Source organism: Streptomyces mobaraensis NBRC 13819 = DSM 40847 (assembly GCF_017916255.1).
GTDB lineage: Bacteria > Actinomycetota > Actinomycetes > Streptomycetales > Streptomycetaceae > Streptomyces > Streptomyces mobaraensis.
In genome coordinates this window covers 2,880,958-2,903,016 of sequence record NZ_CP072827.1, presented here as the reverse complement: position 1 = coordinate 2,903,016, position 22,059 = coordinate 2,880,958, and the positions used below count along the sequence as shown (strand labels likewise).

General features: G+C 73.1%; 13 protein-coding genes. 10 read left to right on the top strand and 3 right to left on the bottom strand.

Annotation, left to right across the window (positions count from 1 at the left end):
* Positions 1-277: 277 nt before the first annotated feature.
* Positions 278-3,103, top strand: a complete 2,826-nt coding sequence (gene secA / locus J7W19_RS12190) for a preprotein translocase subunit SecA (protein WP_004946886.1) — start codon at positions 278-280, stop codon at positions 3,101-3,103.
* Between the two features lie 56 nt (positions 3,104-3,159).
* Here secA and J7W19_RS12185 read toward each other — a convergent pair whose 3' ends face one another.
* Positions 3,160-3,600 (bottom strand): Rv3235 family protein, encoded by a 441-nt coding sequence (locus J7W19_RS12185; protein WP_004946889.1) that lies wholly within the window; start codon positions 3,598-3,600, stop codon positions 3,160-3,162.
* A gap of 255 nt (positions 3,601-3,855) precedes the next feature.
* Between J7W19_RS12185 and J7W19_RS12180 the strand changes: the two genes are divergently transcribed.
* The 3 genes from J7W19_RS12180 to J7W19_RS12170 all read left to right on the top strand — a co-directional run bounded on the left by J7W19_RS12180 (position 3,856) and on the right by J7W19_RS12170 (position 10,543).
* Positions 3,856-4,359, top strand: a complete 504-nt coding sequence (locus tag J7W19_RS12180; protein WP_004946891.1) for a DUF6912 family protein — start codon at positions 3,856-3,858, stop codon at positions 4,357-4,359.
* Positions 4,360-4,437: 78 nt separating this feature from the next.
* Positions 4,438-5,100: an HAD family hydrolase gene (locus J7W19_RS12175; protein WP_004946895.1), complete on the top strand. Its 663-nt coding sequence runs from the start codon at positions 4,438-4,440 to the stop codon at positions 5,098-5,100.
* A gap of 451 nt (positions 5,101-5,551) precedes the next feature.
* A complete protein-coding gene (locus J7W19_RS12170) occupies positions 5,552-10,543 on the top strand; it encodes an NAD-glutamate dehydrogenase (protein WP_004946897.1) in 4,992 nt (1,663 codons plus the stop codon).
* A gap of 144 nt (positions 10,544-10,687) precedes the next feature.
* Here the strand turns inward: J7W19_RS12170 and J7W19_RS12165 are convergent, their stop codons facing one another.
* On the bottom strand, positions 10,688-11,260 hold the full coding sequence (locus J7W19_RS12165) for a GtrA family protein (RefSeq protein WP_078588070.1): 573 nt from the start codon (positions 11,258-11,260) through the stop codon (positions 10,688-10,690).
* 118 nt (positions 11,261-11,378) lie between these two features.
* Between J7W19_RS12165 and manB the strand changes: the two genes are divergently transcribed.
* Genes manB through J7W19_RS12135 form a run of 6 tightly spaced genes read left to right on the top strand, consistent with a single transcriptional unit; the run spans position 11,379 to position 20,053 of the window.
* Entirely contained in the window at positions 11,379-12,458 is a 1,080-nt protein-coding gene (gene manB / locus J7W19_RS12160; RefSeq protein WP_004946904.1) for a mannose-1-phosphate guanylyltransferase, read from the top strand.
* A 57-nt stretch (positions 12,459-12,515) separates the two neighbouring features.
* Positions 12,516-13,325 (top strand): polyprenol monophosphomannose synthase, encoded by an 810-nt coding sequence (locus J7W19_RS12155; RefSeq protein ID WP_004946908.1) that lies wholly within the window; start codon positions 12,516-12,518, stop codon positions 13,323-13,325.
* Between the two features lie 10 nt (positions 13,326-13,335).
* Positions 13,336-14,853, top strand: a complete 1,518-nt coding sequence (locus J7W19_RS12150; protein ID WP_051072636.1) for a hypothetical protein — start codon at positions 13,336-13,338, stop codon at positions 14,851-14,853.
* On the top strand, positions 14,850-16,085 hold the full coding sequence (locus tag J7W19_RS12145) for a glycosyltransferase family 87 protein (protein WP_004946914.1): 1,236 nt from the start codon (positions 14,850-14,852) through the stop codon (positions 16,083-16,085). The genes J7W19_RS12150 and J7W19_RS12145 overlap by 4 nt, the downstream gene beginning before the upstream one ends.
* A gap of 3 nt (positions 16,086-16,088) precedes the next feature.
* Positions 16,089-18,881, top strand: coding sequence for a bifunctional glycosyltransferase/CDP-glycerol:glycerophosphate glycerophosphotransferase (locus J7W19_RS33480; protein ID WP_004946917.1), 2,793 nt, complete (start codon positions 16,089-16,091; stop codon positions 18,879-18,881).
* Entirely contained in the window at positions 18,878-20,053 is a 1,176-nt protein-coding gene (locus J7W19_RS12135) for a glycosyltransferase (protein ID WP_004946920.1), read from the top strand. Before J7W19_RS33480 ends, J7W19_RS12135 begins: the two co-directional genes overlap by 4 nt.
* Before the next feature lie 212 nt (positions 20,054-20,265).
* On the opposite strand, the gene J7W19_RS12130 is transcribed toward J7W19_RS12135, so the two are convergent.
* Positions 20,266-21,924, bottom strand: coding sequence for a glycosyltransferase family 2 protein (locus tag J7W19_RS12130; protein WP_004946923.1), 1,659 nt, complete (start codon positions 21,922-21,924; stop codon positions 20,266-20,268).
* Positions 21,925-22,059: the final 135 nt, after the last annotated feature.

Below are 22,059 nucleotides of genomic sequence, written 5' to 3'. Positions count from 1 at the left end.
GGGGGAGGTACCGGGAAGCGGTGCGTGCGGGGGGGCAACGGAACGGAAGGCAACATTCCGCATCCTGGTTACCCCCGCCGGGCACCTCTCGGGCGCCCCGGGCGTTCACCGTGCGGGTGATCCCCGGCCTCCGGGATGACGGACCTCCCGGCGCGGTGGGGTCCTCGCTTACGATGGCCGTTGCGGCGGGGACTGTCCCGTCGTGCCCGCGCACCCTCTCCCCGCCGGTGGCGGGGGACAGCCAGTGCCAGGCCCGACCGGCAAGGAGTCAGCCTACGTGTCCGTCTTCGGCAAGATCATGCGTGCAGGAGAAGGCAAGATCCTGCGCAAGCTGCACCGCATCGCGGACCAGGTCAATTCCATCGAAGAGGACTTCCTCACCCTCTCCGACGCCGAGCTGCGCGCCCTGACCGAGGAGTACAAGCAGCGGTACGCCGACGGCGAGAGCCTCGACGACCTGCTCCCCGAGGCGTTCGCGACCGTCCGCGAGGCGGCCAAGCGCGTGCTCGGCCAGCGCCACTACGACGTCCAGCTCATGGGCGGCGCCGCCCTGCACCTCGGATACGTGGCGGAGATGAAGACCGGTGAGGGCAAGACCCTCGTCGGCACCCTGCCCGCCTACCTGAACGCGCTCTCCGGCGACGGCGTGCACCTCATCACCGTCAACGACTACCTCGCCGAGCGCGACTCCGAAATGATGGGCCGGGTCCACAAGTTCCTGGGTCTGTCGGTCGGCTGCATCCTGGCGAACATGACGCCGGCCCAGCGCCGCGAGCAGTACAACTGCGACATCACGTACGGCACGAACAACGAGTTCGGCTTCGACTACCTGCGCGACAACATGGCGTGGTCGCAGGACGAGCTCGTGCAGCGCGGGCACAACTTCGCGATCGTCGACGAGGTCGACTCGATCCTCGTCGACGAGGCCCGTACCCCGCTGATCATCTCGGGCCCGGCCGACCAGGCCACCAAGTGGTACGGCGACTTCGCCAAGCTGGTCACCCGGCTGAAGCGCGGCGAGCCGGCCAACCCGCAGAAGGGCATCGAGGAGACCGGCGACTACGAGGTCGACGAGAAGAAGCGCACGGTCGGCATCCACGAGGCCGGTGTCACCAAGGTCGAGGACTGGCTGGGCATCGACAACCTCTACGAATCGGTCAACACGCCGCTCGTCGGGTATCTGAACAACGCCATCAAGGCGAAGGAACTGTTCAAGAAGGACAAGGACTACGTCGTCATGGACGGCGAAGTCATGATCGTCGACGAGCACACCGGCCGTATCCTCGCCGGCCGCCGCTACAACGAGGGCATGCACCAGGCGATCGAGGCGAAGGAAGGGGTGGACATCAAGGACGAGAACCAGACGCTCGCCACGATCACCCTGCAGAACTTCTTCCGCCTGTACAACAAGCTCTCCGGCATGACCGGTACGGCCATGACCGAGGCCGCCGAGTTCCACCAGATCTACAAGCTCGGCGTGGTGCCGATCCCGACGAACCGTCCGATGCAGCGCAAGGACCAGTCGGACCTGATCTACCGCACCGAGGTCGCGAAGTTCGACGCCGTCGTCGAGGACATCGCCGAGAAGCACGCCAAGGGCCAGCCGATCCTCGTCGGCACCACCTCGGTGGAGAAGTCGGAGTACCTCTCCCAGCAGCTCGCCAAGCGCGGCATCCCGCACGAGGTCCTCAACGCCAAGCACCACGAGCGCGAGGCGCAGATCGTCGCGCAGGCCGGCCGCAAGGGCGCCGTCACCGTCGCCACCAACATGGCCGGCCGCGGTACCGACATCAAGCTCGGCGGCAACCCCGACGACCTCGCCGAGGCGGAGCTGCGCCAGCGCGGCCTGGACCCGGTGGAGCACGTCGAGGAGTGGGCCGCCGCCCTGCCCGCCGCGCTGGAGAAGGCCGAGGCCGCGGTCAAGGCGGAGTTCGAGGAGGTCAAGGCGCTCGGCGGGCTCTACGTGCTGGGCACCGAGCGGCACGAGTCGCGCCGTATCGACAACCAGCTGCGCGGCCGTTCCGGCCGTCAGGGCGACCCCGGCGAGTCCCGCTTCTACCTGTCCCTCGGCGACGACCTGATGCGCCTGTTCAAGGCGCAGATGGTCGAGCGCGTGATGGCCATGGCCAACGTGCCCGACGACGTGCCGATCGAGAACAAGATGGTCACCCGGGCCATCGCCTCCGCCCAGTCGCAGGTCGAGCAGCAGAACTTCGAGACCCGCAAGAACGTCCTCAAGTACGACGAGGTCCTCAACCGCCAGCGCGAGGTCATCTACGGCGAGCGCCGCCGCGTCCTGGAGGGCGAGGACCTGCGCGAGCAGATCATGCACTTCATGGACGACACCATCGACGACTACATCCGCCAGGAGACCGTCGAGGGCTTCGCCGAGGAGTGGGACCTGGAGCGGCTGTGGAGCGCGTTCAAGCAGCTCTACCCGATCAAGGTCACCATCGAGGAGCTGGAGGAGGCGGCCGGCGACCGCGCGGGCATCACCGCCGAGTTCATCGCCGAGTCCGTCAAGGACGACATCCACGAGCAGTACGCGGCCCGCGAGGAGCAGCTCGGCTCCGACATCATGCGGGAGCTGGAGCGCCGCGTCGTCCTGTCGGTCCTGGACCGCAAGTGGCGTGAGCACCTCTACGAGATGGACTACCTCCAGGAGGGCATCGGCCTCCGCGCGATGGCCCAGAAGGACCCGCTGGTCGAGTACCAGCGCGAGGGCTTCGACATGTTCCAGGCCATGATGGAGGGCATCAAGGAGGAGTCGGTCGGCTACCTCTTCAACCTGGAAGTCCAGGTCGACCAGCAGCTGGAGGAGGTCCCGGTCCAGGCCGGCGAGGCGCCTTCGCTGGAGAAGACCCCGGCCGACGCGGTGCCGGCCGCCAGGCCCGAGATCCGCGCCAAGGGCCTCGACGCCCCGCAGCGTCCCGACCGGCTGCACTTCTCCGCCCCGACGGTGGACGGCGAGGGCGGCGTCGTGGAGGGCGACTTCACCAACGACGACGACGGTCCGGTCCGCTCCGCGGCGGACGGGCTGACCCGGGCCGAGCGCCGCAAGGCGCAGCGGAACGGCGGCGGTGGCCGGCGTCGCAAGAAGTGACCTGAGAGGCCGTGCGGAGGGGCGGGACGCGGGTGCGTCCCGCCCCTCCGGCGTGCTCAGGCCCGGGCGCCGCCCAGTTCGACGGCGGAGCACCGCCAGCGCTGGTCGGTGCCCCGCTCCAGCCGGAAGGCCAGGGCCCGCACCCGGTCGCCGGAGCCGATCCGCGCGTACGCCTCGATTACACCGGGGCGCGGCTGGAACTGGTCGCAGCGGTGTACGACCGGGGTGCCGCCGCCGGGGGCCGGCGGGCGCAGGGGTGCCTGCGGCGCGAGCTCGACGAGCAGGTCGTAGGCGGCGGGGAGGGTGTGGCCGAGCATCCGGTGCACCGGGCGCTGCCCGCTCAGGGTCAGCAGGAGCTGTTCGGCGAACCAGTAGCGCGGGAGGCCCGCGCGGAGCTGCCGGGCGGCCGGCCCGGCGCTCGGGCGCCGGGCGTCCGTCCGCCGCGGTGGTGCGGTGCGCCGGGCGGTGTCCCGGCCCGGTCCGGTGGTCCTGTTCAACGCTGTTCGCCCCCTTCGGTCGGGGATCTTCTACCGGCGGGCCGAAGGGCCCGGCAAGGACCTCCGGCGGTCGGAGGCGGTTCACCTATCCGAGTGAGGGCTACGCGGTTTTCGCTGGTCGTGGCCGTGGGCCGGGCGGAAGCCGGGTACCGGCCGACCGGCGCCCGGCACTTCGAAGGGGGACGCGCCCCGGTGCGGCAGGCCACCGTATGCTGGCAGCGCACCCATCCACAGGTACTCCGGAAAGCGGCGGACATGCGCGTCTACGTCCCTCTGACCCTCCCCGGTCTCGCCGAGGCGCACCGGACGGGCGAGCTCGGCCCGGCTCCGTTCGACGCCTACGCCGTCACCCCCGCGCTGCGCGAGTGGTACGTCTCCGACGACATGGAGGAGCTGGAGTACGCGGCGCTCGGGCGCGCCGCGCAGGCGTCGCTCCGCCGGATCGCCACCGACCCGGAGGCGCCGCGGCGCCGGGTGGTCGTCGCGGTCGACGTGCCGGACCGGGAGGCCGCCGTGGACCCGGACCGGGGGCTCGACGAGTCGGCGCTCGGCGAGGTGCGGCTGTCCCGGCCGGTGCCGCTGGCGAAGGCCGCGGCCGTGCACGTGGACGCGGACGACGCCGAGGCGGACGTCGCGGCCGCCGCGGCGGCGCTGGGCGCGGCCGACCAGGGCGACGAGGACGCCCGTTTCACGGTGGACGGCGCGGAGGACCACGAGCTGATGTGGTTCGGCGTGCAGGAGATCCCCAACCTCGTCTGAGTGGGCCCGGCGAGGGCTTCGGCCCTGGTCGGACGGGTGGCCCGGGGCGTTGTCAGTGGGGGCCGGTACGGTCTTCCCATGACACGGCACGGAGCTCATATCGTCTGGGACTGGAACGGCACGCTGCTGCACGACGTCGACGCGGTGATGGCCGCGACGAACGCCTCGTTCGCCGAGGTCGGGCTGGCCCCGATCACGCTGGAGCGGTACCGGGACCTGTACTGCGTGCCCGTGCCGCGGTTCTACGAGCGGCTCATGGGTCGGCTGCCCAGCGACGCCGAGTGGCAGGTGATGGACGCGGCGTTCCACCGGCACTACGCGAAGTACGCCGTGGAGGCCGAGCTGGCGGAGGGGGCCCGGCAGCTGCTCGCGGACCGGCAGGCGGCGGGCCGCACCCAGTCGCTCTGTTCGCTGGCGTCGCACGACGACCTGATACCCCTGGTGCGGACGTACGGCATCGAGCACCACTTCGTCCGGGTCGACGGCCGCACCGGCCGGAGCGACCGGGGCAAGGCCGAGCAGATGGCCCGGCACGTGGCGGCCCTGGAGGGCACGGCTCCGGAGCGGGTGGTCGTCGTGGGGGACGCGGTGGACGACGCGCTCGCCGCGGCGCACGTGGGCGCGAAGGCGGTGCTGTACACCGGCGGGTCGCACAGCAGGGCGAGCCTGTCCGCCGCCGGGGTGCCGGTGGTCGACACCCTGACGGAGGCGGTCGAGCTCGCGGAGCGTCTGGTGGCGTGAGGCCGGCGGCTGCCGACGGGCCGTCGGTGTCGGGCGAATGCCGAGGTGAACGGGGGAAAGCGGTGAGGGGAGCGCCGGGAAGGGGTGCCGGGCCGCGGCCGGTGACGGGTCGCTGTCCAGACCGTCAAAGACAGGGGCCGTCTTTTGTACACAATCGGCTCATGACGCGGTCCCCCGGAAGAGCGATAGCCTTACCGGGTGATCAGCGCGATATCCCGCGGAGGCGACGACGCCTCTGTGCGCCGCCCGGAGCGTCACGGCGCCCGGGCCACCGCTGGTCCCCGGAACCGGGTCCGTCCGACGCTTCTGACGTTTCTGACAGAGTTGTCCGAGAACGGCCCGGTCGCCCCTCATCCCGGCATACCGTCGAAGTCGACCGGAGAACCGGCGTCGCGGCGTGATGCCTTCACCACCTATGTCACGCAACGGCGCGCGACAGGAGCCAGAGGACATGCAGACCAAGCTGGACGAAGCCAAGGCCGAGCTGCTCGCGCGGGCGGCCCGCGTCGCCGAGAACACGCCGGCCGGGGGACAGCACCCGACCGGGCCGAACGGTGAGGGCGGGCTCGACCAGGACACCCTGACCGCGTACCTCCAGCGCTACTACCTGCACACGGCGCCGGAGGACCTGACGGGCCGCGACCCCGTCGACGTCTTCGGCGCCGCGCTGTCGCACCACCGGCTCGCGGAGAACCGGCCGCAGGGCACCGCGAACGTGCGGGTCCACACGCCCACGGTCGAGGAGAACGGCTGGACGTGCAGCCACTCGGTGGTCGAGGTGGTCACCGACGACATGCCGTTCCTGGTCGACTCGGTCACCAACGAGCTGTCCCGGCAGAACCGCGGCATCCACGTCGTCATCCACCCGCAGATGATCGTCCGCCGCGACCTGACCGGCCGCCTGCTGGAGGTCCTCGGCTCCAACTGCGACGCGCACGGCACCGGCAAGGACGCCGAGCTGCCGCACGACGCGCTCGTCGAGTCCTGGATCCACGTCGAGATCGACCGCGAGACCGACCGCGACGACCTCAAGCAGATCGGCGCCGACCTGCTGCGCGTCCTCTCCGACGTCCGCGAGGCCGTCGAGGACTGGGAGAAGATGCGGGAGGCCGCGCTGCGGCTGGCCGACGGCCTGCAGGACGAGCCGGCCCCCGCCGACCTGCCGGTCACCGAGGTCGACGAGGCCCGCGAGCTGCTCCGCTGGCTCTCCGCCGACCACTTCACCTTCCTCGGCTACCGCGAGTACGAGCTGACCAAGGTGCCCGCCGACGGCGCCGAGGAGGACGCGCTGACCGCCGTCCCCGGCACCGGCCTCGGCATCCTCCGCTCCGACCCCGCGCACACGGCCGACGGGCACCACGAGGGCCCGCACGCGCCGCTCGCCCGGCCCGCCTCGCCGTCCTTCAGCCGGCTGCCCGCCGACGCCCGGGCCAAGGCCCGCGAGCACAAGCTCCTCGTGCTGACCAAGGCCAACAGCCGCGCCACCGTGCACCGCCCCTCGTACCTCGACTACGTGGGCGTCAAGAAGTTCGACGCCGAGGGCAACGTCGTCGGCGAGCGCCGCTTCCTGGGCCTGTTCTCCTCGGCCGCCTACACCGAGTCGGTGCGCCGGGTCCCCGTCATCCGCCGCAAGGTGGCCCAGGTGCTGTCCGACGCCGGGTTCACGCCGCACAGCCACGACGGGCGCGACCTGCTCCAGATCCTGGAGACCTACCCGCGCGACGAGCTGTTCCAGACCCCGGCCGACCAGCTGCGCTCCATCGCCACCAGCGTGCTCTACCTCCAGGAGCGCCGCCGGCTGCGGCTGTTCCTGCGCCGCGACGAGTACGGGCGCTACTACTCCGCCCTGGTCTACCTGCCGCGCGACCGCTACACCACCGGTGTCCGGCTGCGGCTGATCGACATTCTCAAGGAAGAGCTCAACGGCACCAGCGTCGACTTCACGGCCTGGAACACCGAGTCCGTCCTGTCCCGGCTGCACTTCGTCGTCCGGGTCGAGCCCGGTTCCACGCTGCCGGAGCTGAGCGACGCCGACGCCGAGCGCATCGAGAGCCGCCTGGTGGAGGCCGCCCGCTCCTGGGCCGACGGCTTCGCCGAGACCCTCACCGCCGAGGTCGGCGAGGAGCGCGCCGCAGAGCTGCTGCGCCGCTACGCCCATGCCTTCTCCGAGGGCTACAAGGCCGACCACAGCCCGCGCAGCGCCGTCGCCGACCTCCAGCACCTGGAGCAGCTGACCACGGCCGGCGGCGACCGCGACTTCGCGTTCAGCCTCTACGAGCCGGTCGGCGCCGCCCCCGGTGAGCGCCGTTTCAAGATCTACCGCACCGGTGAGCCGGTCTCCCTCTCCGCCGTGCTGCCGGTCCTCAGCCGGCTGGGCGTCGAGGTCGTCGACGAGCGCCCGTACGACCTGCGCTGCTCGGACCGGACGACCGCGTGGATCTACGACTTCGGGCTGCGGATGCCCGAGCACGTCGAGGGCGACGACGCCCGCGGCCGCTTCCAGGACGCGTTCGCCGCGGTCTGGACGGGCAAGGCGGAGAACGACAACTTCAACAAGCTCGTGCTGCGCGCCGGTCTCGACTGGCGGCAGGCGATGGTGCTGCGCGCGTACGCCAAGTACCTCCGGCAGGCGGGTACGACGTTCAGCCAGTCGTACATGGAGGACACCCTCAGCAACAACGTCCACACCACGCGCCTGCTGATCAACCTGTTCGAGGCCCGGATGTCGCCGGCGCTCCAGCGGGCGGGCCGGGAGCTGACCGACGGGCTGCTGGAGGAGCTGGACGGCGCCCTCGACCAGGTCGCGAGCCTGGACGAGGACCGCATCCTGCGGGCGTTCCTCACGGTCATCAAGGCGACGCTGCGGACCAACCACTTCCAGCGCGACGCCGACGGCCGGCCGCACGACTACCTGTCGATCAAGCTGGACCCGCAGGCCATCCCGGACCTGCCGGCGCCGCGTCCGGCCTTCGAGATCTGGGTCTACTCCCCGCGCGTCGAGGGTGTGCACCTGCGCTTCGGCAAGGTCGCCCGCGGTGGTCTGCGCTGGTCCGACCGGCGCGAGGACTTCCGTACCGAGGTGCTGGGCCTGGTCAAGGCGCAGATGGTGAAGAACACCGTCATCGTGCCGGTGGGCGCCAAGGGCGGCTTCGTCGGCAAGCGGCTGCCGGACCCGTCGGTGGACCGTGACGCGTGGCTGGCCGAGGGCATCGCCTCGTACAAGACCTTCATCTCCGGTCTCCTCGACATCACCGACAACATGGTCGGCGGCGAGGTCGTGCCGCCGAAGGACGTCGTGCGGCACGACGAGGACGACACCTACCTGGTGGTCGCGGCCGACAAGGGCACGGCGACGTTCTCCGACATCGCCAACGAGGTCGCGCAGTCGTACGGCTTCTGGCTCGGCGACGCCTTCGCCTCCGGCGGTTCCGCGGGCTACGACCACAAGGGCATGGGCATCACCGCCCGCGGCGCCTGGGAGTCGGTGAAGCGCCACTTCCGGGAGCTGGGCCACAACACCCAGACCGAGGACTTCACGGTCGTCGGCGTCGGCGACATGTCCGGCGACGTGTTCGGCAACGGCATGCTGCTGTCGGAGCACATCCGTCTGGTGGCCGCCTTCGACCACCGGCATATCTTCCTGGACCCGACCCCGGACGCCGCCACCTCGTACGCCGAGCGCCGACGCCTGTTCGAGCTGCCGCGCTCCTCGTGGGCCGACTACGACACCTCGCTGCTGTCCAAGGGCGGCGGCGTGCACCCGCGGACGGCCAAGTCGATCCCGCTGAACGCGCACGTCCGCGAGGCCCTCGGCATCGAGCCGGGCATCACCAAGATGACCCCCGCCGAGCTGATGAAGGCCATCCTGCGGGCCCCGGTCGACCTGCTGTGGAACGGCGGCATCGGCACCTACGTCAAGGCGTCCACCGAGTCCCACGCGGACGTCGGCGACAAGGCGAACGACGCGATCCGCGTCGACGGCGGCGACCTGCGGGTCAAGGTCGTCGGCGAGGGCGGCAACCTGGGTCTCACCCAGCTCGGCCGGATCGAGTTCGCGCTCGCGGGCGGCCGGGTCAACACCGACGCCATCGACAACAGCGCCGGCGTGGACACCTCGGACCACGAGGTGAACATCAAGATCCTGCTCAACGCGCTGGTCACCGACGGCGACATGACCGTCAAGCAGCGCAACAAGCTGCTGGCGGAGATGACCGACGAGGTCGGCGAGCTGGTCCTGCGCAACAACTACGCGCAGAACGTCGCGCTGGCCAACGCGGTGGCCCAGGCGCCCAGCCTGCTCCACGCGCACCAGCGGATCATGCGCCGCCTCAGCCGGGACGGCCACCTGGACCGCGCGCTGGAGTTCCTGCCCACCGACCGGCAGATCCGCGAGCGGCTCTCCGCCGGGCGCGGCCTGTCCCAGCCGGAGCTGGCGGTCCTGCTCGCCTACATCAAGATCACGACCGCCGAGGAGCTGCTGACCACCGGCCTGCCGGACGACCCGTACCTTCAGCGCCTGCTCTACGCCTACTTCCCGGGCGCCCTGCGGCAGTCGTTCGGCGAGCAGATCGACCACCACGCCCTGCGTCGCGAGATCGTGACGACCGTCCTCGTCAACGACACGGTCAACACCGGCGGTTCGACCTTCCTGCACCGGCTGCGGGAGGAGACCGGGGCGTCGCTGGAGGAGATCGTCCGGGCGCAGGCCGCGGCCCGCGAGATCTTCGGCCTGGGCGCGGTCTGGGACGCCGTCGAGGCGCTGGACAACAAGGTCGCGGCGGACGTGCAGACCCGGGTGCGGCTGCACTCGCGGCGGCTGGTCGAGCGCGGCACCCGCTGGTTGCTCAACAACCGTCCGCAGCCGCTCCAGCTCGCCGAGACCATCGAGTACTTCCGCGACGGGGTGGCGACGGTCTGGGGTGAGCTGCCCAAGCTGCTGCGCGGCGCGGACCTCGACTGGTGGCAGTCCATCCACGACGAGCTGACCGAGGCCGGGATCCCCGGCGAGCTGGCCGTCCGGGTCGCGGGCTTCTCGTCCGTCTTCCCGGCGCTGGACATCGTCGCCATCGCGGAGCGCACCGGCAAGGAGCCGCTGTTCGTGGCGGAGGTCTACTACGACCTGGGCGACCGGCTGCACATCACCCAGCTGATGGACAAGATCATCGAGCTGCCGCGCTCCGACCGCTGGCAGTCCATGGCCCGTGCCTCCATCCGTGAGGACCTGTACGCGTGCCACGCCGCGCTCACCGCCGACATCCTCTCGGTGGGCAACGGTTCCTCCACGCCGGAGCAGCGCTTCACGGCGTGGGAGGAGAAGAACGCGCCGATCCTGGCCCGCGCGCGGACCACGCTGGACGAGATCCGCGGTTCGGACTCGTTCGACCTGGCCAACCTGTCGGTGGCCATGCGGACGATGCGCACCCTGCTGCGGACGCACAGCTGATCGTCCGTCGCCGAGGGGCGGCCCCGGGGTTCCAGAACCCCGGGGCCGCCCCTTTTCGTCCTTCTTCATCCCCGCGTTCCTGCCGGTTCCGCCGGCGTTGGCGGCCCGGCCGCCCGGTGCTGCTGTCCTGGGGGCCGGTGGTTCCTACGGTGGAGGTGCGGTGGTCTCGGGTCGGTACGCGGCCGGGTCGGGCCCGGCGGCTCCTGCGGGCACATCGTGATCGGGCGTGGCATGAGGGCGGCCGTGCCGCGGCCCGTGGTGGGGCAGCGTCCGGAAGACCCAGGCCCGGTACGCCCAGAAGCGGAACAGGGTGGCGGTCCCGATGCCGAGGAACTTGAAGAGGTTGCTCTGGAACGGCGAACCCCAGCCGAAGCCGTAGGTGGCGACGTAGAGGACGCCGTTCTCGATGACCAGGCCGAGGGCGCTGAACACCGCGAAGAGCACGACCTCCCGGCTGCGGTGGCCCTTGTCGCGGTCGCGGTAGGTGAAGTACCGCAGGCCCAGGTAGTTGAAGGCGATGGCGACGACGGTGGCGACCACGCTGCACCGCACGACGGGGAGCCTGGTGATGCCCCGGCACAGGTTGAAGACGCCGAAGTTGACGAAGATCCCCAGCACCCCGACGGTGCCGAATTTCGCGAACTCGTGTCCGAGTGCCAACAGCCTCGCCGCACCGGGCAGGCGTCTCCCTCTTGCCGTCGTCTGTCGCAAGGGCATCTCCCGATACGGTCGCCACGCATAGCGGACATTGCACGCAGACAGTCGATTGTAGTGTAATTTCCCGCGAAAACTAACGCAGTGCGACGATGCGACGACGATGCGCGAGGACAGTGGCATGACAGAGGCGGTACTGCTCGTCGGCGGCAAGGGCACTCGGCTCCAGCCGCTCACGCTGAACACACCCAAGCCGATGGTCCCCGCCGCCGGGGTGCCGTTCCTCGCCCACCAGCTCGCCCGGGCCCGGGCCGCCGGCGTCGAGCACATCGTGCTGGCCACCTCGTACCTGGCCGAGGTCTTCGAGCCGTACTTCGGCGACGGCTCCGCCTACGGCCTGCGGCTCACCTACGTCACCGAGGACCAGCCGCTCGGCACGGGCGGGGCGATCCGGGGCGCCGCCGAGGCGCTCACCACCCGGCCGGACGAACCGGTGCTCGTCTTCAACGGTGACATCCTCACCGGTCTCGACATCCCCGCCCTCCTCAGACGCCACGAGCGGGCCCAGGCCGACGTCACCCTGCACCTCACCCGGGTCGCCGACCCCCGGGCGTACGGCCTGGTCCCCACCGCCCCCGACGGCCGCGTGCTCGCCTTCACCGAGAAGCCCCGGCACCCCGACGAGATCGTCACCGACCAGATCAACGCCGGCTGCTACGTCTTCCGGCGGGAGGTCATCGACACCATCCCGGCCGGCCGCCCGGTCTCCGTCGAGCGGGAGACCTTCCCCGGACTGCTGGACGGCGGCGCGCTGCTGCACGGCCTCGTCGACGCGTCGTACTGGCTGGACCTGGGCCGGCCCGCCTCGTTCATCCAGGCCAGCGCCGACCTGGTGCGCGGCATCGTCCGATCCCCGGCGGTGCCGGGCGAACCGGGCGAGCACCTGGTGCTGCCCGGCGCCCATGTCGAGCCCGGGGCGCGGCTGGCCGGGGGGACGGTCGTCGGCGCGGGGGCGCGGGTGGGGGCCGGTGCCGAGATCACCGGATCCGTGGTGCTGGACGGGGCCCGGATCGAGGCGGGGGCGCGGATCCGGGCGTCCATGATCGGCAACGCCGCCCGGGTGGGGCCGCGCACCGTGCTGGACGGTGCCGTCATCGGCGATCACGCTGAAATCGGCGCGGACAACGAGCTCCGTGAAGGGGCCCGTGTCTGGTGCGGCACCGCCATCCCCGACGCCGCCATCCGCTTCGGCGCCGCCTGACCGGGGGACCCGTCGTCGTACGGCCCCGCCACCGCCCCCTACCGAAGAGGACAGCCCATGAGCGTTCCGCACACCCCCGCCGTCCTGACCCCGCTGCCCGCCGAGTGGGCCCGCACGGTGACCACCGTGGTGATGCCCACCTACAACGAGGCGGAGAACCTCCCGATGATGGCGGAGGCGCTGATGGCGCTGCCGCTGGAGGGGCTGCGGCTGCTGGTCGTCGACGACGACAGTCCGGACGGCACCGGCAGGGTCGCCGACCAGCTGGCCGAGAAGTACCACGAACCCGGCCGCCCCCGCGTCTCCGTGCTGCACCGCACCACCAAGGAGGGCCTCGGCCGGGCGTACGCGGCCGGGATGGCGCGGGCCGTCGAGGACGGCGCCGCGTACGTCCTGCAGATGGACGCCGACGGCAGCCATCCGGTCGGGAAGGTCTCCGAGATGCTGGGCGTCGCCCTGTCCACCGGGGCGGACGTCGTCGTCGGCAGCCGGTACGTGCCCGGCGGAACGCTGTCCGCCGCCTGGGGGGCCCACCGCAGACTGCTCTCGCGCTGGGCCAACGCCTACGCCGGCACCATCCTCGGCACCCGGCTGCGCGACATCACCGGGGGCTTCAACCTGTGGAGCGCGGCGGCGCTGCGCTCCCTCGACCTCGACACCATCGACAGCGCGGGCTACAGCTTCCAGGTCGAGGCCAAGTACCGGGCGCTGCGGGCCGGGTTCACGGTGGTGGAGGTGCCGATCCACTTCGAGGACCGGACGGTGGGGGAGTCCAAGATGAGCCTCGCGGTGCAGCTCGAATCGGTCGCGATGCCGTGGCGGCTGCGGGCCAAGGAGATGCGTTCGAGCGGTGGGCGGGCCCGCTGAGCCGCGCGCCGTGACCACCCGGACGGAGGCCCCGCCGGCCGCCGGCGCCGCGACGGACCTGCCGTACCGCGCCCTGCTGCTGGTCACCCTGGTCCCGGCCGCGCTGCTGCTGGCCGCCGTGGTGCGGCTGCCGTGGGCCGGCGACCTGGGGATGCACGCGGCCGTGGTGGAGCGGCTGCGCGCGGACCCGCTGCACCCGGGGCATCCGCTGGTGGACGCGGACGTGCCCAGCCCCTACTACTCGCCCTGGATGGTGCTGCTGGCGCTGCTCGCGGCGGCGACCGGGGCGAGCGCGCTGGCCGTGCTGCACCTCGCCGCGCTCGCCGGGCTCGTCGCGCTGGGCACCGGGGTGCGGGCGTTCGTCCGGACGCTGACCGGCCGGCGCGCGGCGGTGCCGCTGGCGCTGCTGTGCGTCCTCTTCCTGTACGGCACCCGGCTGTTCGCCTGGAGCGGGGTGCCCGGCCTGACCTCGCTGGCCCTGACCGTTGCCTATCCCAGCACGCTGGCGCTGGGGCTGGCGCTGCATCTGTGGGCCCTGCTGCGCCGGGCGGTCGGCGAGCGGTGGGGGACGGTCCGGTTCCTGGGGCTGGGGCTGCTGCTCGCCGTGGTGCTGCTGGTGCACCAATTCACGGGTGCGGTGGCGGTATTGGGGGTGGTGTCGGTGCTTCTGGGGGCGCGGCCCCTGCCTGTACGCGCCGTCTGGCTTCGGGTGGGCGCCGGCGTGCTGCTCGCCGGCGCGGCGCTCGCGGCCTGGCCGTACTACCCGTTCACCGCGCTGTCCGGGGCCGACGGCCTGGAGGCGATCCACCGGCCGCTCTACCAGCACCTGGTGTCCAAGTTCTGCCTGGTGGCCCTGGGGCTGGTGGCGCTCGGTGCGCGCTGCCGGCGGGATCGGCGCGATCCGCTGGTCCTCCTCTTCGCCCTGGGCGCGGCGGTCTTCGCGGCGGGCGGGCTGACCGGCCACTGGTCGTGGGGACGGATCCTGCCCGCCGTGCTGCTCCCCGCCCAACTGGCGCTTGCGGTGGAGGCGGCCGGGCGGACCGGCCGCCGGGCGGGGCCGCTGCTCGCCGGGGCGACCGCCGCCGCCCTGCTGGCCGGGGCGTACGTCCAGGCCGGGGCCGTGGCCTACGCCCTGCCGGCCCGCGCCGCCCGGTTCGTCCGGGCGCACGTCCCGTCCATCGCCCCCTGGCCGTCGTTCGCCTGGGCGGCCGGGCGGGTGCCGGCCGGGGAGACGGTCATGACCGACGACTACCACGCGCTGCGGATGCTGCCCGCCTACGGCCCGTACACCGTCGCCCCCGCCTACCCGGACGTGTTCCTCACCGATGAACGGGAGCGCAGGGCGGTGACACGCCGCTATTACGCGCCCTCCGCCACACGCGCGCAACGGCTGGGCGCCCTCCGGGAGTACGGGGCGCGATGGGTGCTGCAGAGGGACGGCGGGCCCGGCCTGTCGCCCGACGACCCGGCCCTGCGGCGTGCCGCACGGGGCCCCGGAGGACTGATGTTGCTGGAGGTGGAACGATGAGTGCGCCGGACGACGGGTCTCCGTCCCGGGACGGCTTCGCGCGCTGGATCGCCGGCCGGGCCTCGTGGCCCGTACGGGCGGCGGCCTTGCTGGTCTATGTGCTCAGCACGGGGCGGATGCTGGGCGTCCGCCGGGCGGGCATGGACAACGCGGTCGTCGTCCGGGCCGCCCGCGCCCTGCTGGACGGCGGCTCGCCGTACGCGGACAAACGGTTTCTCTATCTGCCGGGCGCGGTGTTCGCGGCGCTGCCGCAGGCGCCGTTCGGCGACGCGACGCTGTCCCGCGTGGTGCCGTTCGCCACCGCCGCCCTGGTCCTCGCCGGGGTCGTGCTCGCCCTGCGGATCTTCGACATCCGGGCGGACAGCCGGCTCGCCGCCGCCCTGACCGCCGGGCTGGGCCTCTTCCTCCCCTTCCAGAGCATCGTCCACCTGGGCAACTGGACGGCCGCCTCGGCCGTGGCCTTCCCCGCCGCGCTGCTGCTGGCCCTCCGCGGCCGCTGGACCGCAGCCGGCGTCACCGTCGGTCTGGCCGTCGCGCTCAAGCCGATGCTCGTCCCGCTGCTGCTGCTCTTCGTGCTCGCCCGGCGGTGGCGGGCGCTGGCCTGGGCGGTGGCCCTGCCGACGGCGATCTCCCTGGCGGCGGCGCTCGCCATGCCCCGGCCGGGCCTGTTCCTCACCAAGACGCTGCCGTTCCTGCTGCACGGCCAGGACGACTACGCCGCACCCTTCGACGCCTCGTGGACCGCCGTCCTGCCCCGCCTCGGCGTCCCCCACCACCTGGCGTTCGTGCTCGCCGCCTGCGCCGCCGCGGCGGTGCTCGCCGTCGCCCGGCTGCGCTGGCGGCAGGAGGGTGACGAGGCACTGCGGCTCGTCGAGTGCGGGGCGCTGCTGATGCTCGCCGCGTTCCTGGTGTCCCGGCCGTCCTTCCTGCACTACGCCCTGGTGATCGTGCCCGCGCTCGTCGCGTCCGTGGTGGTGCGGGGCGCCGCCGCGCGCTCGGTGTGGTTCTGGATGGCCCTGTTGCCGCAGCTCGCCGGGGTGGCCTGGCCGGAGCTGGGCAGCGCGCGGCGGCACGCCTTCAAGGACATCGTGATGTTCACCGGGATGGCGACGGTGCTCGCGGCCGACGCCTGGCGGAGCCGCCCGCGGACCGTCCGGACGGTGACTGTCAGTGGCGCCGTCTACTCTCTGAGTAGTGATCCGGCTCCCCGGGATCCTTCCGAGATGAGGTGACTTGTGCCCGCCGCGCCCCCGCGTCCCGTCCCCGACGTCAGCGTCGTCGTCATCGTCCACAACGACGAGGACCGGCTGCCGCGCGCCGTGCGGTCCGTCCTCGGCCAGTCGCTGCGCAATCTCGAAGTGATCGTCGTGGACGACTGCTCCACCGACGGCACCCCCGAGCGGGTGCGCCGGCTGGCCGCCGCCGACCCGCGGGTGAGCGGCCTCCGGCTGCCCGTCAACAGCGGGGGCTGCGGGGCGCCGCGCAACGCGGGCATCGAGGCCGCCCGCGCGCCGTACCTGATGTTCCTGGACAGCGACGACGAACTGCCGTACCACGCCTGCAAATCCCTGCTCCTGACCGCCGAGCGGACCGGCGCTGACCTGGTGGCCGGCGAGGTCACCCGGCTCTACGAGGCCAACGGCACCACCGGCCTCTGGTATCCCCGGCTGTTCGCCGAGCCCCGCGTCGTGGAGGGCATCGCGTCCGCCCCCGAGTACTTCCTCGACCACCTCTCCACCAACAAGCTCTACCGCGCCGACTTCCTCGCCCGTCACCGGCTGCGCTTCCCCGAGGACATCCACTACGAGGACCAGTACTTCAGCGCCCGCGCCTACACGCTCGCCGAGCGCTTCGCCGTCGTCCCCTGGTCCGTTTACACCTGGCGACTGGCGGCCGATCCGACCACCCTCTCCATCTCGTCCAGCCGCCACCGCATCCGGAACGTGGTCGACCGGATCGCCGTCTCCCGGCTCACCGACGCCTTCCTGGCGGAGACCGGCCGCACCGCGCTCAGACCGGCCAAGGACGAGGCGTTCCTCCGCCACGACCTGCGGCTCTACCTGGGCGACCTGCCCTTCAGGGACCGGCGGTGGGCCGAGGAGTTCGCCGCCGTCGTCACCCCCTGCCTGGAGGACGCCGACCCGCGGGCCGTCGCCGCCCTGCCCCGCGAACAGCGGATCTGCCAGTACCTGCTGCGCACCGGGCGCCTGGCCGAGGCCGCCGAGTGCGCGCGCACCCTCGACCGCCCGCGGATCGCCCCGCGCCGCGTCGTCCGGCACGAGGGGCGCACCTACTGGGGCGCCACCGCCCCCGCGAACGCCCGGGAGGCCGCCGAACTCGACGTCACCGACTGGCACCTGGACGCCCAGCCCTTCGCCACCGGCCCGCTGCGCCACGAGGTGACGCTCGTCGAACCGCACGGCACCCGGCTGCGGATCACCCTGCGCACCTACGACCCGGGCGGGCTGCTCGCCGGGCCCGCCGACGTCACCGCCGAACTCCGCGTCGCCGCCCGGGCCGCCCCCCTCGTCGTCCCCTTCGGCTACGCCCCGGCGCCCGACGACGCCGGTGTGCGCAGCGCGGTGCTCGTCCTCGACCTGGCCCGGGTGCCGCTCGGCCCCAAGGGGTTCACCGGCCGGCGCCATCCGGTGGTGACCCTCGGCCGGCTGGGGCTGCGCCGCACCGATCCCGTCCTCGCCCCCACCGGGCGGCCCGGGCTGCGGGCCCGCGTGGGCGGGCACGACGTCCGCGTCGGCTGCGAGGACGGGGGCCCGGGACGGCTGGAGATCCGATGGGAGCGGACCGGCCCGCGGGCCCGCGCCGAAGCCCTGGCCCCGCACCTGGAGCCCGTCCGCGCCCGGTGCGCGCGGCTGGTCCGCCGGGCCGCCGGCCCGGGCGCCAAGGCCCTGGTCTCCCACGAGCTCCACCGGCTCCCCGTCGACGAACAGCTCGTCGTCTTCGAGGCGCTGGAGGGCCGCGGCTACGCCGACAGCCCCCGCTACATCCACGAGGAGCTGCTCCGCCGCGACCTCCCGCTGTACGCCGTCTGGTCCTACACCGGCAGCCGGGCCGGCTACCCGAAGGGCGTACCGCTGGTCCGGCGCGGCAGCTGGGAGTACGTCCGGACGGTCGCCCGCGCCCGCTACTGGATCGACTCGCACGGCTTCCCCGCCCACGTCCCCAAGCACCCCGGCACCCGCTACCTCCAGACCTGGCACGGCCAGGCGCTCAAGCACATGGGCTACGACGCCCCCGAGCTGCGGCTCGCCGGGCCCGCCCGGCGGGCACGGCACCGGGCCATGGTCGACCGCTGGGACGCCCTCATCGCCCCCAGCGAGGAGTTCGAACGCACCTTTGTGCGCGGTAACGCGTACACGGGCGAGCTGTTGCGCACCGGGCTCCCGCGCAACGACGTCCTCGTCCTCTGGAACGAGCCCGCCCAGCGCGAGCGCGCCGCCGCCGCCCGCGAACGGCTCGAAATCCCCGATGGGAAGAAGGTGCTGCTCTACGCGCCGACGTTCCGCGACGGCGCGCGGGCCAGCGGCGAGTCGATCCGGGTGGACCTGGCGGAGCTGGTGCACCGGGTGGGCGAGGAGTGGACGGTGGTGGTCCGGCCGCACTACTACGAGCGGTTCACGGTCGCCCGCGAGGTGGGTCACGCGGTGCGCGACGGTCGGGAGTTCGCTGACCTCAACGATCTGCTGCTGGCCTCGGACGCGCTCCTCACCGACTACTCGTCCGTCATGTTCGACTACGTCAACCTGGGCCGGCCGGTGCTGCTCTACGCCGACGACTACCCGGCGTACCGGTCCACCCTGCGCGGCACCTACTACGAGCTGACGGACATCGCTCCGGGGCCGCTGCTCACCGGGACCGGTGAACTCGCCGCGGCGCTGCGGGACCTGGGCGCCGTACGGGAGGAGTGGGCAGGGGCGTACGAGCGGTTCCGGGCGCGGTTCAACCCGTACGAGACCGGGCGGTCCGCCAAGGCCGTGGTCGACCTCTTCTTCACCGGAGGCGCGCGATGAACCGGCCGCCGGGGAACCGGGGTTCCGCCGCCTCCCGCCGCAACCTGTTCCTGGTCGGCATCGACGTGGACTCGATGGGCGGTTCCCAGCGGGTGCTGCACACCCTCGCCCAGGGATTCGCGGACCGAGGGCACCGGGTGGAGCTGATCGGCATCCGGCCCAGCCCCGAACCGCACACCTACCACGCGCGCCCGGCGTACCGCCGGGCCACGCTGCACCGCATGCCGGCGGCGCCCGCCCGGGACGCCGTCACCCCGGCCGAACGGCTGCGGCCGTCCCGGCTGCGGGCCCTGCGCGCCGCGCGGCAGGACGGGGAGCGGGCCCGGGAGCGGCTCGCCCGGCGGTTCGCGGCCGTGCCGCACGGCTATGTCGTCATCGGGTCGCCGTGGGCGGCGGACTGGCTGCGGTCGGTGGACCGGCGGCACCTGAAGGCCGTCGGCCAGTACCACGAGTCCTTCGCGCAGGCCGCGGCGTCCGCCAACCTCCGGCTGATCCTGCGGCACTACCCGGCCCTGGAGAAGGCGGTGTTCCTCAGCGAGCCGGACGCCGAGGAGTTCCGCCGCCGGCGCCTGCCCAACGCGGCGGTGGTGCCCAACCCGCTCCCGTTCACTCCGGGGCCGCCGGCGCCGCTGGACACGCGGTGCGTCGGCGCGGTCGGCCGGCTCGACCCCGTCAAACGGCTCGACCGCCTCGTCGACGCGTTCGCCGCGGCCTGCGCCGGCCGGCCGGACTGGGAGCTGCACTTCTTCGGGGACGGCCCGGAGGAGGCGGCCCTGCGGGAACGCGCGGTACGGCACGGGATCGCGGACCGGGTCCGCTTCCGGGGCACCGTCCGGGACATGGCCGCCGCCTATCGGGAGCTGTCCGTGGTGGCGCTCACCAGCGAGTGCGAGGGCCGGCCCATGGCCCTGGCCGAGGCGTCCGCCTGCGGGGTGCCGTGCGTGAGCTTCGACCTGTCCGGCGGTGTGCGGGAGTTGGTGGACCACGGACGGACCGGGGTGCTGGTGCCGCCGGGGGACGGGGACGCCCTGGCCGCGGCGCTGGGGGAGCTGGTGCGGGACGCGGCGCTGCGGGAGCGGTACGGGCGGGCCGCGCGGGAGCATGTGGCGCCGCTGGCGCTGCCGGGGGTGCTGGACCGGTGGGAGGAGCTGTTCGAGGAGGTGGACCGGTGAGGGCGGGGCGTGGGTGCGGTGGCCGGTGGTGCCGCCGGAAGGTTCGGAAGGCGGGGGCCGGGAGTGGTTCCCGGTGGAGTGCGGGGTGGGGGAGGGGGGTTCGGGGGCGCTGGAACGCGGGTTCCTTGGGCGGTTTCTGCCTGTGGCGGGACGGGAGAGCGGGGATGTGGCCCGGGCGGAGTGCGGTGGGTCTGTTCCGGTTGTTCCGCGGGTTACGGACGGGAGGTTCGGCGGCGGCGCAGCCGGCGGGCGGCGAGGAGCAGCGCGCAGCGCAGCCCGGCGGCGGTCCGCAGGGAGAGCGAGCCGTTCGCCGTGGCGTAGGGGCGCACCAGCAGCAGCCCGTGGCGGGCGCTCGGCAGGGCGCGGCGGCCCAGGGTGCCGTCGGCCGCCCGGACGGCGGTGCGGATGACGCCGCCGTGCGCGCAGTGCAGCCGGACCCGCAGGTCCCAGGTGCGCGGCCGGTGACCGGCCCCCGGCGCGGCCAGCGGGGCCAGGCCGATCCACAGCCGGGCGGTCCAGTCGGGGCCGTCGGGGGAGAGGGCGGCGCGCGCTTCGAGCGCCGTGCCGCCGCCGCGCGGCCGGAGTTCGAGGTCCACGGTGTGCGGGCGGGCCTGGGCGAGCCGTCCGTAGAGTTCGTGGACGCGCAGCCGGAGCTCGGCCCGGGGCGGGCCGGTCAGCAGGCGGAGGGTGGCGTCGACGGTCACCGGCAGCCGGCGGGCGGGTGCGGCGCCGGGGCCGACGAGGCCGTCGAGGGTGACCACGGGCAGGTCGTCCGCCCAGACGGGCCGGCCGCCGGCCCGGGCGTAGGGCGGCAGCAGCCGGGCCGGGTGGGCGGCGAGCTGGGCGAGGCGGTCCAGGTCGCGCGGGTCCGCGGCGGCCAGGACGACCCGGGCGATCCAGCGGGCGGGGGCACGGGCCGCGGCCAGCTCCGCCTCGGCGTAGCCGGTCAGGCACTCGCGGGTGGCGCGCCACCAGGCGTGCCGGTAGCCGTCGCCGCGGGTGGGCAGCTCCCGGACGTACATGCGCAGGTCGTGGTCGAGGAACTTCACCCGGGCGGCGTGCGCGAGGGGGTCCCGGCCGGCCGTCCGGTAGATCTCCACCCCGCGCCGGTGGGCGCGCAGCCGGGCGTGCCAGTTGCCGATCCGGTCCCGGTCCAGGGAGATCGACGGTCGGTGGGCGCCGCGCCGCACGTGCCAGACGTAGACGGTGTCGGGGACGGTCGCGATGCGGGGGGCGGCGGCGAGGAGGCGGGCGCTGAAGACGAAGTCCTCGTAGGGATAGGCCCCTTCGGGGAACGTGACGCCGTGTTCGGTGAGGAAGCGGCGGTCGTAGAGCTTGTTGACGCAGAGGGTGTCGTGGAGGAGCGCAAGATGGTGTTCGGGGGAGGGGTGCAGGGCGGCGGCGCGGTAGAGGCCGGGCTGCCAGCGGGTGTCGAGGCACTGGGGGAGTTCCCTGCGCACGCACAGGCCGGCGGCGACGGGCGCGTCGTGGCGGAGGGCGGCGGCCAGGAGCGCTTCCGCGGCGCCGTCCGGGAGGACGTCGTCGCTGTCGAGGAACATCACATAGGGCGTCCCCGCGGCCCGGACGCCGTCGTTGCGCGGGGTGCCGCAGCCGCCGCTGTTGACGGTGCGGTGAATGACGCGGAGCCGGGGGTGGCGGGCGGCCAGCCGGTCGAGGACGGCGCCGGTGCCGTCCGTGGAGGCGTCGTCGACGGCGATGACCTCGGCGACGGCGGGACCCTGCGCGAGGGCCGACCGCACGGCGGTGGCGATGTGGGTGGCGTCGTCGTAGCCGATGACGATCACGGTGACGAGGCCGGTGGGCAGGGCGTCGGGAGCGTGTGGCAGGGCAGGGGTTCCGCTCTCGTTCACTGTCACGAAAGACATTTTTATCGGTTAAGAGTGATGAATCGGGTGATCCTGGTCCCGGGTGTGCCGGGCGCGAGTTGCTGATCGGGGACGGGGGCGCTGATCGTGGACGGGAAGGGGGAGGCGATGGTGCGGGGG